Origin of the sequence: Pseudomonas sp. A-R-19 (genome assembly GCF_019956575.1) — a bacterium.
Classification (GTDB): Bacteria; Pseudomonadota; Gammaproteobacteria; order Pseudomonadales; family Pseudomonadaceae; genus Aquipseudomonas.
Genome location: NZ_JAHBDR010000071.1, coordinates 51,231 through 64,357, shown reverse-complemented (window position 1 = coordinate 64,357; position 13,127 = coordinate 51,231). Strand labels below are relative to the sequence as shown.

At 61.7% G+C, this 13,127-nt stretch carries 10 protein-coding genes; 4 read left to right on the top strand and 6 right to left on the bottom strand.

The window, feature by feature from the left end; all coding sequences use genetic code 11:
- Nucleotides 1-24: 24 nt before the first annotated feature.
- Genes KGA88_RS20290 through asd form a run of 3 tightly spaced genes read left to right on the top strand, consistent with a single transcriptional unit; the run spans nt 25 to nt 3,300 of the window.
- Nucleotides 25-1,563: an HDOD domain-containing protein gene (locus KGA88_RS20290; protein WP_223593898.1), complete on the top strand. Its 1,539-nt coding sequence runs from the start codon at nt 25-27 to the stop codon at nt 1,561-1,563.
- 42 nt (nt 1,564-1,605) lie between these two features.
- On the top strand, nt 1,606-2,421 hold the full coding sequence (rhdA, locus tag KGA88_RS20285) for a thiosulfate sulfurtransferase (RefSeq protein WP_223593896.1): 816 nt from the start codon (nt 1,606-1,608) through the stop codon (nt 2,419-2,421).
- Between the two features lie 18 nt (nt 2,422-2,439).
- Entirely contained in the window at nt 2,440-3,300 is an 861-nt protein-coding gene (gene asd, locus KGA88_RS20280) for an archaetidylserine decarboxylase (RefSeq protein WP_223593886.1), read from the top strand.
- A gap of 122 nt (nt 3,301-3,422) precedes the next feature.
- On the opposite strand, the gene serB is transcribed toward asd, so the two are convergent.
- Nucleotides 3,423-4,637 carry a phosphoserine phosphatase SerB gene (gene serB, locus KGA88_RS20275; protein ID WP_057395688.1) on the bottom strand — a complete coding sequence of 405 codons (1,215 nt, stop codon included), beginning with the start codon at nt 4,635-4,637 and terminating at the stop codon, nt 3,423-3,425.
- A 135-nt stretch (nt 4,638-4,772) separates the two neighbouring features.
- Here serB and KGA88_RS20270 point away from each other — a divergent pair, with 135 nt between their 5' ends.
- Nucleotides 4,773-6,284 (top strand): AhpA/YtjB family protein, encoded by a 1,512-nt coding sequence (locus KGA88_RS20270; protein ID WP_223593883.1) that lies wholly within the window; start codon nt 4,773-4,775, stop codon nt 6,282-6,284.
- Nucleotides 6,285-6,533: 249 nt separating this feature from the next.
- Here KGA88_RS20270 and KGA88_RS20265 read toward each other — a convergent pair whose 3' ends face one another.
- From KGA88_RS20265 to parE, 5 genes are all read right to left on the bottom strand, one after another.
- A complete protein-coding gene (locus KGA88_RS20265; RefSeq protein ID WP_110661285.1) occupies nt 6,534-7,247 on the bottom strand; it encodes a membrane integrity-associated transporter subunit PqiC in 714 nt (237 codons plus the stop codon).
- Nucleotides 7,248-7,422: 175 nt separating this feature from the next.
- Complete coding sequence (gene parC / locus KGA88_RS20260; protein WP_223593881.1) at nt 7,423-9,690, bottom strand: DNA topoisomerase IV subunit A; 2,268 nt, start codon at nt 9,688-9,690, stop codon at nt 7,423-7,425.
- A gap of 7 nt (nt 9,691-9,697) precedes the next feature.
- On the bottom strand, nt 9,698-10,222 hold the full coding sequence (locus tag KGA88_RS20255) for a TIGR02281 family clan AA aspartic protease (RefSeq protein ID WP_110661287.1): 525 nt from the start codon (nt 10,220-10,222) through the stop codon (nt 9,698-9,700).
- The gene (locus tag KGA88_RS20250) at nt 10,219-11,208 is read right to left on the bottom strand and encodes an esterase-like activity of phytase family protein (protein ID WP_110661288.1); all 990 of its coding nucleotides are present in this window, start codon (nt 11,206-11,208) and stop codon (nt 10,219-10,221) included. The genes KGA88_RS20255 and KGA88_RS20250 overlap by 4 nt, the downstream gene beginning before the upstream one ends.
- The gene (parE, locus tag KGA88_RS20245; RefSeq protein ID WP_223593879.1) at nt 11,208-13,112 is read right to left on the bottom strand and encodes a DNA topoisomerase IV subunit B; all 1,905 of its coding nucleotides are present in this window, start codon (nt 13,110-13,112) and stop codon (nt 11,208-11,210) included. Before parE ends, KGA88_RS20250 begins: the two co-directional genes overlap by 1 nt.
- Nucleotides 13,113-13,127: the final 15 nt, after the last annotated feature.

Genomic DNA, 13,127 nt, shown 5'->3' with positions numbered 1-13,127 from the left:
TGTTGACAATGATCGCCTCCCACCATGGTTAACGAAACGAACGTTCCAACACCAAAACCGACGACGCTCGAAGGCTGGGTCAAGCTGCTCGATGGCGTACGCCTTCCCGTTCCGCAAGCCAGTCACGACCGTGTCTGCAAGGCCATCCGCAACAACCGCAGCTCGCTGCGCGATATCGCCGACCTCATGCAAGGCAGCCCCGCCCTGGCCTTGAGCGTGATTCGCGAAGCCAACCGGCACGCCCATGGCGGCATGACCGAACCGGCGGAAAACCTCGAGATCGCAATCAATCGCCTCGGCCTGAAGCGCACCGAAGAGCTGCTCGCGCGCCTGCCCGCCGAACCCCAATCCGAGATTCCCAAAGCCTTGCGTCAGCTGCAGATGATCAGCCAGCACGCCACGCAACAGGCCAACGGTTTTTTTGCCAGTCGCCTGGCGCGCCTGTGGCAGGACATCCATTGGGGCAGCCTGCTGTTTCTTTCGCCCTTGTGGCCTTTGGCGCTGACTCATCCAAAACTGCTCGAAGAGTGGGAGCTGCGGGTCATCCACAAAGGTGAGTCGGCACGTAAAGTTGAAAAGCAATTGTTCGGCGTACGCCTGCTGGACATCGGCCAGGCGCTGGTGGAGGTCTGGCGCTTGCCGATCTGGGTGCAGCAGGGCTATCGCCTGTTGCTCGCCGAGCAGCGGGAGCTGGTGAAAGTCCTGCGAATCGCCCGTGACAGCGAGCACCCGTTGCACCAGCAGAACCGCCTCGATGACGATCCGACCCTGCGCCGCTGGCTCAATCAACCGGCCAATACGGTGCTGCTGGCCAACGGTCTGGCGCTGTCGGCACAACACGCCTGGGACAGCCCGCACAGTGAGCGCTGGCAGTACCTGACCAGCCTTTACCTGCAAATGCCGATGGATGAGGTGCAACAACAACTGCACCAGCAAGCCGCCAACAGCGCGCGCTATCACGCCATGCCTGACCTCTGGCACCCCGCTGAATCGCTGATCTGGCCGTGGGGCATGAACCGTATCCACGCCGGACTGCTGCCAGCCGCGGCACCGACCGCCGAAGACCTGGCGAAGTGGCGCAAGCAATGTGCCGAACTGCTGGTCGAGCCGAGTCGCTTCACCAACGCCATGCACTTGACCATCGCCGCCCGGGACGCCCTCGTGGCCTGCGGCATGCGCCGGGTGATGATCCTGATGGCCGACCGCACCCACGCCAACCTGCGCGTGCACCAGACGGCCGGATTGTCGAAGGAAGCGGCCGGGCTGAACTTCGTGGTCAGCCAGAGCAACGTGTTGCAACGGCTGCTCGCGCAACAGGCCCAGGTGCGCCTGACGCCCGCCAACAACGCGCAATTCTCTGCCCTGCTGCCCAACAGCCTGCGTTCGCAGTTCAGTGGCGAACACCTGCTGCTGCGCTCGCTGGTCAACAATGGCCGGGTGATCATGATCGTCGTGGCGGATCAGGGCGGCGGGCCGTTTTCGGAAATTTCCGTTCAGGCCTTCGGCAAAACCGCGCAATGCATTGAAAAAGCCCTGCACAGCTTTAGCCACCGAGGCCAATAAGCTGCGCTACAATCCCCCTCTTTTGTGCTCTGGAGACCTCACATGTCTGACTTCTCTGGCTTGCCGCTGGTGATCGAGCCGAGCGACTTGCTCCCTCGCCTCGACGCCCGCGAACTGATTCTGGTGGACTTGACCAGTGCCGCCCGCTACGCCGAAGGGCACATCCCCGGCGCACGCTTTGTCGATCCGAAGCGCACGCAGCTCGGCCAGGCCCCGGCCCCAGGGCTGATGCCCCCGCTGGCAGCACTCGAAACGCTGTTTGGCGAGCTGGGACACAACCCCGACGCGGTCTACGTGGTGTATGACGACGAAGGCGGCGGTTGGGCCGGACGCTTCATCTGGTTGCTGGATGTCATCGGCCACAGCAAGTACCACTATATAGATGGCGGCCTGCCGGCCTGGCTGGCAGAAGGTTCGCCCATGTCGATCCAGATCCCGCCACCCGTGGGCGGCCCTGTTTCACTGACCTTGCACGACGAGCCCACCGCCACCCGCGAATACCTGCAAAGCCGTCTCGGCGCCGCCGACCTGGCGATCTGGGATGCACGCGGGCCGCTGGAGTATTCCGGTGAGAAAGTCCTCGCCGCCAAGGGCGGGCACATCCCCGGCGCGGTCAATTTCGAATGGACCGCCGGCATGGACCAGGCACGTCAGCTGCGCATCCGTACCGACATGCCGCAGATCCTCGAACAACTCGGGATCAGCAAAGACAAAGAAGTGATTACCCACTGCCAGACCCACCATCGTTCTGGCTTCACCTATCTGGTGGCCAAGTCTCTCGGTTATCCGCGAGTCAAAGGCTACGCCGGCTCCTGGGGCGAATGGGGTAACCATCCCGACACGCCCGTAGAGATCTAAGGTTTTTAAGGACAGTAAATGAACAAGCGTCTGTTTATCATCAGCCAGTACCTCCTGCCCCACAACCTGCTCTCGCGACTGGCCGGCTGCATCGCCGAATGCCGCGTGCGCTGGTTCAAAAATGCCTTTACCGCCTGGTTCGCCAAGCGTTATCAAGTGGACATGTCCCAGGCGCTGGTCGAAGACCTGACCGCCTACGAGCACTTCAACGCGTTCTTCACCCGCGCGCTGAAAGACGGCGCCCGTCCGCTGGACGAAACCCCGGGCGCGATCCTCAGCCCGGCCGACGGCGCGATCAGCCAGCTCGGCCCGATCGAACACGGCCGCGTGTTCCAGGCCAAGGGTCACAGCTTCAGCGTGCTGGAACTGTTGGGTGGCGACGCAGCAAACGCCGCGCCGTTCATGGGTGGCGACTTCGCGACCATCTACCTGTCGCCGAAGGACTACCACCGTGTGCACATGCCGTTGGCCGGCACCCTGCGCGAGATGGTCTACATCCCGGGTCGCCTGTTCTCGGTCAACCAGACCACCGCTGAAAACGTTCCGGAACTGTTCGCCCGCAACGAACGCGTGGCGTGCATTTTCGACACCGAGCGCGGGCCGATGGCCGTGGTGCTGGTGGGCGCGATGATCGTGGCGTCGATCGAAACCGTCTGGGCCGGCCTGGTGACGCCGCCGAAGCGCGAGCTGAAAACCTTCCGCTACGACGAAGCCGCACGCGCGCCGATCCACCTGGAAAAAGGTGCGGAGCTGGGTCGCTTCAAACTGGGTTCGACCGCCGTCGTGCTGTTCGGGCCGGATCAGGTGAAGTGGGCTGAAGAAATGACCGCCGGTACAGCGGTGCAGATGGGTCAGGGCATGGGCTCACCAAAAGCCTAAAGACCAAGCTGCATCCCTGTGGGAGCGGGCTTGCTCGCGAAAGCGGACTTACAGTCAACATGGATGTTGAATGTGATGACGCCTTCGCGAGCAAGCCCGCTCCCACATTTGTATCGGGTGTATCAGAGCTGGCCGTCGCGATCGCGGAAGCCCAGCAGGTACAACACGCCATCCAGTCCCAGGGTCGAGATCGCCTGCTTGGCCGACTGCTTGACCAGCGGCTTGGCACGGAACGCCACGCCCAACCCGGCAATCGCCAGCATCGGCAAGTCATTGGCGCCATCGCCGACGGCAATGGTCTGCTCCAGACGCAAACCTTCCTTGTGTGCCAGCTCCTTCAGCAGATCAGCCTTGCGCTGTGCATCGACAATCGGCTCAACCGCGACGCCGGTGACCTTGCCGTCGACCACTTCCAGTTCGTTGGCAAACACATAGTCGATACCCAGCTTGGCCTGCAATTGCTTGGCGAAGTAGGTGAAGCCACCCGACAGGATCGCGGTCTTGTAGCCCAGGCGCTTGAGTTCGGCGAACAGGGTTTCGGCACCTTCGGTCAGGCGCAGCGAGGCGCCGATGGAATCCAGCACATTGACGTCCAGGCCTTTGAGCAAGGCCAGGCGTTCCTTGAAGCTGGCGCGGAAGTCCAGTTCACCGGCCATCGCCCGCTCAGTGATTTCCGAGACCTTGTCACCCACACCAGCCGCCTTGGCCAGCTCATCGATCACTTCGGCTTCGATCAGCGTCGAGTCCATGTCGAATACCGCCAGGCGACGGTTGCGACGGAACAGTGAATCTTCCTGGAAGGCGATGTCGACGTTCAGTTCCTGGGCGACGCTGAGGAATTCGGCACGCAGCGCCTGCGGATCAGCCGCCTCGCCACGCACGGAAAATTCGATGCAACCCTTGCCCTTGTCGGCCGGCGTATCCAGCGGCATGCGCCCGGACAGACGATCGATGTGGTCGATGTTCAGGCCATATTTGGCGGTGATCGAACTCACGGCCTGCAACTGCCCGGCTGTCACCTTGCGGGTCAACAGGGTCACGATGTGGCGCTTTTTGCCCTGGTTGCCGACCCACTGCTGGTAATCCTGTTCGGACACCGGCGTGAAACGCACTTGTTGATCGAGCTCGTACCCCTTGAACAGGATGTCCTTGAGCACGGACTTGCCTTGCTCGGTGTCGGGAATTTCAACCAGGATGCCGAACGACAAGGTGTCGTGGATCACCGCCTGACCGATGTCGAGAATGTTCACACCACCCTGGGCCAGAACGCCGGTAATGGCCGCAGTCAGACCCGGACGGTCGACTCCCGTGATGTTTATCAGGACGATTTCGCGCAAGGCGCACCCCCGCAGGTGGAAAAAAACCGCATTCTACCCACTTTCAGTGACCATCGGGCACCGTGAGCGCTTTGACGGTCTAGGGCCTGTCGCTATACTGCGCGTCAACTTCACGGACAAAAGAGCCGAGCTCAAGTGAACCGGCCCACGCCAGTAAAAACCGATAACTTCTTCCTGCTGATCTTCCGGGCACTGCGCCACCGCCGTGTACCGATTGCATTGCGCATCGCCAGCCATAACGTGATCCTGGTCGCCCTGGCCCTGGTCATCTATGCCGGTGTGATGGGCTTGCAGTTCAAGCAGGCCATGCACGAGCAGGCGGATGCGCTGGGCGAAAGCCTGACCACGCAGACGGCCACCTCGGCCACCGAGCTGTTGGTGTCCAACGACATCCTCAGCCTCAACGTGCTGCTCAACAACCTGACCAAGAACAAGCTGGTGGCCCACGCCGCCATCTACAGCCCGGACAACCGCATCCTCGCCGAATCCGGCCAGCGTCCCAAGCATGGCCTGCTGGGCGAAGCCGAGGGCATGTACCAGAGCAAGATCACCTTCCAGGATGTGACGGCCGGGCAACTGCGCATCAGCCTGGACATGGACCAGTTCCAGCAGCCGATGACCATCAGCCTGCAAAGCATGGGTATTCTCAGTGCCATCCTGCTGGCCCTGTCCCTGGCCTTGAGCCTGCGCATGGGGCGGTATCTCTCCACGCCGCTGCTGCAATTGCGGGTATGGCTGCGCAATATCGATGAATACACCCCGGCTACCGACCGCCAGGACGAAATCGGTGACCTGGCGCGTCAACTGCACGCCAACTTCGCCCCGGAACCTGCTCCCGTGCCGGAGCCAGAACCGGAACTCGACGACGTCGAAGACGAACCAGAATTCGAAGTCCGTAACCTGCGCGACCCGAGTTTCGACGAGAGCCGTCCGGTAGCGGCGCTCAAGCCAGCACCTCGGCAGATCGTCAGCACCGTCGAAGACGACGATGACGAAGACCCGTTCGCCGACCTGCGTGACGAGTCACTGGACAGCCCGCCACAACCGGTGGTTCGCAAGGCCACGCCGAGCGTGCCGCAACACAGCGCGGTGCTGGCGGTGCAACTGGGTTCCCAGGAACAGCTGCGACGCCTGCCGCGGGCACGCCTGGAAGAACTGCTCGAACGCTATCGCGATTGCCTCGACCAGGCCGCTTCGCTGTATCAAGGCGAAGTGGAGACCCTGAACGATGGCAGCACGTTGATGCTGTTCCACACCGAAGACAGCGGCGACGATTACCTGACCAACGCCATTTGCTGTGGCGAGCTGCTGCGGGCCCTGGGCCACCAGTTGCAGATCGAAGTCGCGGACAGCGGCATCACCCTGCAATTGCAGCTAGGCCTGACCCTCGGCGACGAGCTGTTCGGCCTGAGCCAGATCGACTTGCTGCTCACCGACTCCGCCCAGGACGCCCTGGCCCTGTCGCAACACAGCCGCAACCTGCTGCTGGTGGAGCGCAAGATCAGCGATGACACGTTGATTCGCCAGCGCGCACGGATCCGTCCGATTGCCAGCCCTGAGGGAGCTTGCTGCGTGGAGCGGCTGATGGAGCCTTATCCGTCGATGCTTGAGCGGCAACTGGCGCGGATGCACGAGCGTCGCGCTTAAGCCTTGACCCCGATGTGAAGAAGCCCGCAGATGAGTGATCGTCTGCGGGCTTTTTTGTTGCCTGTCATGACGCCTTCGCGAGCAAGCCCGCTCCCACAGGTTCAGGGCCGTTCACATAATATGTGTACGACGCGGACACTGTGGGAGCGGGCTTGCCCGCGAAGAGGCCGGAACTGACGCCAGAAATCTCCAACCTGCAGAAACAACAAAGCCCGCACAAGGCGGGCTTTGTTTGAAGTCCATCCAGACTCAGAAGCGGAACACTTCCATATCCGTACGAATAGGTGCCGCCATCGGGATCTTCGGCTGCTTTTCCTGTTCTACCGCAGGTGCTGCCGCCTTGGCTGCCGGCTTGCGCGGGGCTTCGGCGATCGGTGGCTGATTGGCCAGCGGCTTGAGCGCCACCGACAGTTGCTCGGCCAGGCGTTGCAGCAACACACCCTGAGCCTGGACCTGAGCCGCCGTACTACCTGCATGCTGTTCCTGCAAATGGATGATACGGTTGTCGCGAACTTGCCCGCGACGGTCGATCAGACGCCATTGCGCATCGAGGATCGCTGGTTGTTTGGCACCCGAATCCAGGCGCGTGATGGTCAGCAATACCTGAACGTCCGGGGTGAAACCCAATGTCGCCGGGGCCAACACTACGCGCTGGCTGTCCAGGTGACCCGCGACCTGACGCAGCAGCAACTGATCGATATCCGACGAAAGGCTACCGGCCCAACGACCGTCGGTCGAGGCTTGCAAGCTGCCATCCGGCTGACGCTGCAACAGGGTTTCGCGTTGCAGGTAGTCGGCCACGGTGACTGGCCCCAACAATACCGCCATGCCCGCGTTCTGTGCAGGCTGAACCGGACTTCCAGCGTCAAGCTGATACAACGACACCGGCTGGTGAACGCTGCAACCCGCCAGGCCAAGAACGCCGGCGAGCATAAGAATAAAAGGAAGGCGCAGAGCAGTCATCGTCCCATCCAGGTGATCGTTAAAAGGCTGATCACAGTGAAAATACTCAATAAATATGAAGAACGCGCGGCAATGCCGGCGCTTGAAAGGCCATATCATCCGTGAATATGCGTTCCGACTCCAGCGCAAAGCGCCGAACTACGGGTTAAATCGTAGGTCGGCGTCTCTAAATCGCCTAATTGAGGTTTTCGACGAGCAGCGCATCGACCCGCTGGAAGCCACGCGGCAACTTATTGCCACGACGGCCACGTTCACCCTTGTAGTGTTCGAGGTCGTCCGCTTTCAGTGATAAGGTACGTTTTCCGGCCTGCAACACCAGTGTCGCACCGTCCGGCAATACGGCGATGTCCGTCACATACTCTTCGCGACTGGCCACTCGCTCACCGGGAATCCCGATGATTTTGTTGCCTTTGCCCTTACCTAATTGTGGCAGGTCGCTGATCTTGAATATCAGTAGGCGACCTTCGGTCGTCACCGACGCCAGCCAGTTCTGCTCACGATCGGCCACAGGGCGCGGCAGCATGACCTTGGCGTTGTTCGGCAGACTCAACAGCGCCTTGCCCGCCTTGTTCTTGGCCTGCAGGTCTTCACCCTTGACCACGAAACCGTAGCCGGCGTCGGAGGCGATCACGTACAGCGCATCGTCTTCCGGCATCAGCACGCATTCGAAACTCGCCCCCGGTGGCGGCGTCAGGCGACCGGTCAGCGGTTCGCCCTGGCCACGAGCCGACGGCAAGGTATGGGCGGCCACCGAATAACTGCGGCCGGTGGAGTCGATGAACACGGCAAACTGGTTGGAGCGCCCGGCTGCCAGCGCCTTGAAACCGTCCCCGGCCTTGTAGGAAAGCCCGGTGGCATCGATTTCGTGGCCTTTGGCGGAACGGATCCAGCCTTTTTCCGACAGCACGACCGTCACTTTCTCGTTCGGCAGCAGATCGTGTTCGGTCAGGGCCTTGGCCTCGGCGCGCTCGACGATTGGCGAACGACGGTCGTCGCCATAGGTTTCGGCATCCTTGATCAGCTCGGTGCGCACCAGCTTCTTAAGCTTGGCTTCGCTGCCCAGCAAGGCTTGCAGCTTGGCTTGTTCCTTGAGCAGTTCATCCTGCTCGGCTCGCAGCTTCATCTCTTCCAGCCGCGCCAACTGACGCAGGCGGGTGTCGAGGATGTAGTCGGCCTGGATTTCGCTGAGGGCAAAGCGCTCGATCAGCGCGGCTTTCGGATGTTCCTCGGTACGGATGATGTGGATCACTTCATCCAGGTTGAGGTAAGCGATCAACAAACCGTCCAACAGGTGCAGGCGACGCTCGACCTTGTCGAGGCGGAATTGCAGGCGACGACGCACGGTCTGCACCCGGAACTCCAACCATTCAACCAGCAGCGCTCGCAGGTTTTTCAGCTGCGGCTTGCCGTCCAGGCCGATGATATTGATGTTGACCCGGTAGCTCGACTCCAGCTCGGTGCTGGCGAACAGGTGCTGCATCAGCGCATCGTGGTCGAAGTTTTTCCGCGCACCCGGAATGATCACGATCCGGCACGGGTTTTCGTGGTCGGATTCGTCACGCAGGTCGGCAATTTGCGGCGCCTTGGACGGCTTGGCCTGCATCATCGCGGCGATCTGCTCCAGCACCTTGGCGCCCGAGACCTGATGCGGCAGAGCAGTGACGATAATGTCGCCGTCTTCGATGTGATACACGGCGCGCATGCGCACCGAACCGCGACCGGTTTCGTAGATTTTCAGCAGGTCGGCGCGCGGGGTGATGATTTCCGCTTCGGTCGGGTAGTCCGGGCCCTGGATGTGTTCACAGAGCTGTTCGACCGTGGCCTTGGGCTCGTCGAGCAAGCGCACGCAGGCGGTGGCGACTTCGCGCAGGTTGTGCGGCGGCACGTCGGTGGCCATGCCTACGGCGATACCGGTGGTGCCGTTGAGCAGAATGTTCGGCAGACGGGCTGGCAAGACCAGCGGCTCGTCCAGCGTGCCGTCGAAGTTCGGCCCCCAGTCCGCGGTGCCTTGGCCCAGTTCGCTGAGCAGCACTTCGGAATAACGCGACAAGCGCGCTTCGGTATAACGCATGGCGGCGAAGGACTTGGGATCATCCGGCGCACCCCAGTTACCCTGGCCGTCGACCAGCGTGTAGCGATAGCTGAATGGCTGGGCCATCAGTACCATGGCTTCGTAGCAGGCCGAGTCGCCGTGGGGGTGGAATTTACCGAGCACGTCACCGACGGTACGCGCCGACTTCTTGTGCTTGGAATCGGCGTCCAGCCCCAGCTCGCTCATGGCGTAGATGATACGCCGCTGTACCGGTTTCAGACCGTCGCCGATATGCGGCAAGGCACGGTCCATGATCACGTACATGGAGTAGTTGAGGTAGGCATTTTCGGTGAAGTCAGCCAGTGACCGGCGTTCTACACCGTCCAGGCTGAGATCAAGGGAGTCGCTCATGCGGGCCTCATCGGTTCGTTGTCTGGCGCAGCAGCATGGTGCCACCGCGCTGGGTAAATTCAAGTTTGTTCAGTGCGCTCATGCCGAGCAGCACCTGATCGCCATGCAGCCCCGGGGCCACCAGTGCACGTACGTCGTGCAACACGATGCCGCCCAGTTGCAGGCGTTCGATCCGGGTGCGATAGCCCTGGCTCAGGCCATTGGCCGTGCTCAGGGTTACGCCGAAACCTTCTTCGAGCTTCAAACGCTTGGCCAGGTCCGCCGGGATCGACACATCGGTTGCCCCGGTGTCGAGCATGAAGTCCACCGGCTGGCCGTTGATCTGGCCGCTGGCAACGAAATGCCCCTGCACATTGCTGACCAGCTTCACTTCAATGAAACCTTCGCCCTGCTCCGAACTGACCACCACATTCGGATTTTGCTGTCGAGCTTCCCACTGGCCGAAAAACCGCGCGGCCAGGAACAGCCCGGCACACCAGGCCAGCACCATGAACACTCGGCCGATGCGCTGACCCGGCGATTGTTGTCTCACGGCTTGGCACTCCAGCCACCGTCCGGTGCGGCAAAGCGCCAGACCACCGGACGCAATTCACCATCGACGCGCGCGCCAAAATTGTTGTCGACACCGATCCAGGCGCCATCGGCATCCACGATCAATGCTTCCTCGAGGCCATAATCCTGTGGATAACGACGGTTCTCCTGCAACAACTCGGCGGCGTACGACCAGCAGCGCTCGACCTTGGCCGTCTGTGGATCCCGGCGGCAAATCTTGTAGGCATTGCGTTCAAGGGTGAAGAGCTTGCCGTTGAACAGGGATAAATCGGAAAAGTCCCGGTGAACAGCTCTGGCGTGAGGGAACTGCCCTGGCTGCATTTCCACGCCTGCCTCGCTCAGCAGCACGCAGCCACCGTCGCAGTCCCACAACGTCTGCTTGCGCTTGATCAGCAGCAGCCCACGGCCCTGACGCTCGGCGGCGAACCACATCTGATCGCCCGCCGGATTGATTGCCAGCCCTTCGAACAACGCATTGAATTGCAATAGCAGGCCTCTGGCCCTTGCCTCGCGAACCAGCATCGGCGAGATTTTCAACCACGCGGCAGGCCCCGTTGGTGGCACCTGCAAGACAGCGGCATGGCCTTCGCTGACGATGTAGCGATTGCCAGCGCTGTCGCAGGTGATGCCTTCGAAATCCAGATCGCCGCCACGTATGAACGAAGCTCCCCAGACGCTAGACTTCAGCCCCCAGGGCAAACCGCTGTCAGGCACCGGCGGCACGTCAATGTGCACCGTTTCGGCCTGCCAGACTGGCTCGCGGGTATCGAGGCGATAGATCTGATCATCGTCGCGGTCGGAAACCGCCCACAGTTCATTGCCACACTGCGCCAGCCCGGACAGGTTGCCACCGCGCATGCCGTTGACGACATGCCCGGACAACAGGCGCAACTCTGGTGCCGGTTCGGCGCAAACCGTTATCGACGTCAGCAGCAACCCACAGGCCAGGGCAAAGCCCAGACGCATCAGCCCAGCACCTCGGCCAGGTTGCCCTTGGACTCCAGCCAGGTCTTGCGGTCACCGGCGCGTTTCTTCGCCAGCAGCATGTCCATCATTTCCGAGGTCGCCTCGAAATCTTCCAGGGTCAATTGCACCAGACGCCGAGTGTTCGGATCCATGGTGGTCTCGCGTAGCTGCGGCGGGTTCATCTCGCCCAGCCCCTTGAATCGGGTGACCTGCGGCTTGCCGCGTTTCTTCTCGGCCACCAGGCGATCGAGGATGCCATCGCGCTCGGCTTCATCGAGGGCGTAGTAGATCTCTTTGCCCAGGTCGATGCGGTACAGCGGCGGCATCGCGACATAGACGTGACCGGCATCCACCAACGGGCGGAAATGCTGGACGAACAAGGCGCACAGCAAGGTCGCGATGTGCAGGCCGTCGGAGTCGGCGTCGGCGAGGATGCAGATCTTGCCGTAGCGCAGCTGGCTCATGTCCGCCGCGCCCGGATCGACACCAATGGCCACGGCAATGTTGTGCACTTCCTGGCTGGCCAGCACTTCGCTGCCGTCGACTTCCCAGGTGTTGAGGATCTTGCCGCGCAACGGCAGGATTGCCTGGAACTCTTTGTCCCGCGCTTGTTTGGCAGAACCGCCGGCGGAATCACCTTCCACCAGGAACAGTTCGGAACGCATCGGGTCCTGTCCGGCACAGTCGGCCAGTTTGCCCGGCAGCGCCGGGCCTTGGGTGACGCGTTTACGCTCGACTTTCTTGCTCGCCTTCAAACGACGGCCGGCGTTGTTGATTGCCAGTTCCGCCAGCAGCATGCCGGTTTCCGGGTTGGCGTTAAGCCACAGGCTGAAGGCATCCTTGACCACACCGGAGACGAATGCCGCCGCTTCACGGGACGACAGGCGCTCCTTGGTCTGGCCGGAGAATTGCGGCTCCTGCATCTTCATCGACAACACGAAGGCAATACGTTCCCAGACGTCCTCCGGCGCCAGCTTCACGCCGCGCGGCAACAGGCTGCGGAATTCACAGAATTCGCGCATGGCATCGAGCAGGCCCTGACGCAATCCGTTGACGTGAGTACCGCCCTGGGCTGTCGGGATCAGGTTGACGTAGCTTTCCTGCACCGCGTCGCCACCTTCGGGTAGCCACAGCAGCGCCCAATCGACCGCTTCCTTATTACCGGCGAAGGCGCCGCAGAACGGCTCGTCCGGCAGGCGTTCGAATTCGGTGACCGCGTCCACCAGATAGGAACGCAGGCCGTCTTCGTAATGCCATTCGACTTTCTCGCCGGAGGCCTTGTCTTCAAAGCTGACCAACAGCCCCGGGCACAACACGGCCTTGGCCTTGAGCACGTGCTTGAGGCGGCTGATGGAGAATTTCGGCGAGTCGAAGTATTTCGGATCCGGCGCGAAGAACACGCTGGTGCCGGTGTTGCGTTTGCCGACAGTGCCGACGATTTCCAGCTCGGTGGCCTTGTAGCCATCCTTGAAGGTCATCTGGTATTCGTTGCCGTCACGTTTTACACGCACCCGGACTTCGGTGGACAAGGCGTTGACCACGGAAATACCCACCCCGTGCAGACCGCCGGAGAACTGGTAGTTCTTGTTGGAAAACTTGCCACCGGCATGCAGCTTGGTGAGGATCAGCTCGACGCCCGAAACACCTTCCTCGGGGTGAATGTCCACTGGCATGCCCCGGCCGTCATCGCTGACTTCCAGGGAATGGTCGGCGTGCAGGATCACCTGCACCGATGAGGCGTGCCCGGCCAAGGCTTCGTCGACGCTGTTGTCGATGACTTCCTGGGCAAGGTGGTTCGGCCGACTGGTGTCGGTGTACATGCCGGGGCGTTTGCGCACCGGGTCGAGGCCCGAGAGGACTTCGATGGCGTCTGCGTTATAAGAGCTAGCGCTGGGAGTGGCCATGGGTTCTCGTCGTCA

Excerpts from the sequence above, each read along its gene's own strand:
- KGA88_RS20290 (WP_223593898.1), top strand. The coding sequence starts at position 25 with ATGGTTAACGAAACGAACGTTCCAACACCAAAACCGACGACGCTCGAA.
- rhdA (WP_223593896.1), top strand. The coding sequence starts at position 1,606 with ATGTCTGACTTCTCTGGCTTGCCGCTGGTGATCGAGCCGAGCGACTTG.
- asd (WP_223593886.1), top strand. The coding sequence starts at position 2,440 with ATGAACAAGCGTCTGTTTATCATCAGCCAGTACCTCCTGCCCCACAAC.
- KGA88_RS20265 (WP_110661285.1), bottom strand. The coding sequence starts at position 7,247 with ATGACTGCTCTGCGCCTTCCTTTTATTCTTATGCTCGCCGGCGTTCTT.
- parC (WP_223593881.1), bottom strand. The coding sequence starts at position 9,690 with ATGAGCGACTCCCTTGATCTCAGCCTGGACGGTGTAGAACGCCGGTCA.
- KGA88_RS20250 (WP_110661288.1), bottom strand. The coding sequence starts at position 11,208 with ATGCGTCTGGGCTTTGCCCTGGCCTGTGGGTTGCTGCTGACGTCGATA.
- parE (WP_223593879.1), bottom strand. The coding sequence starts at position 13,112 with ATGGCCACTCCCAGCGCTAGCTCTTATAACGCAGACGCCATCGAAGTC.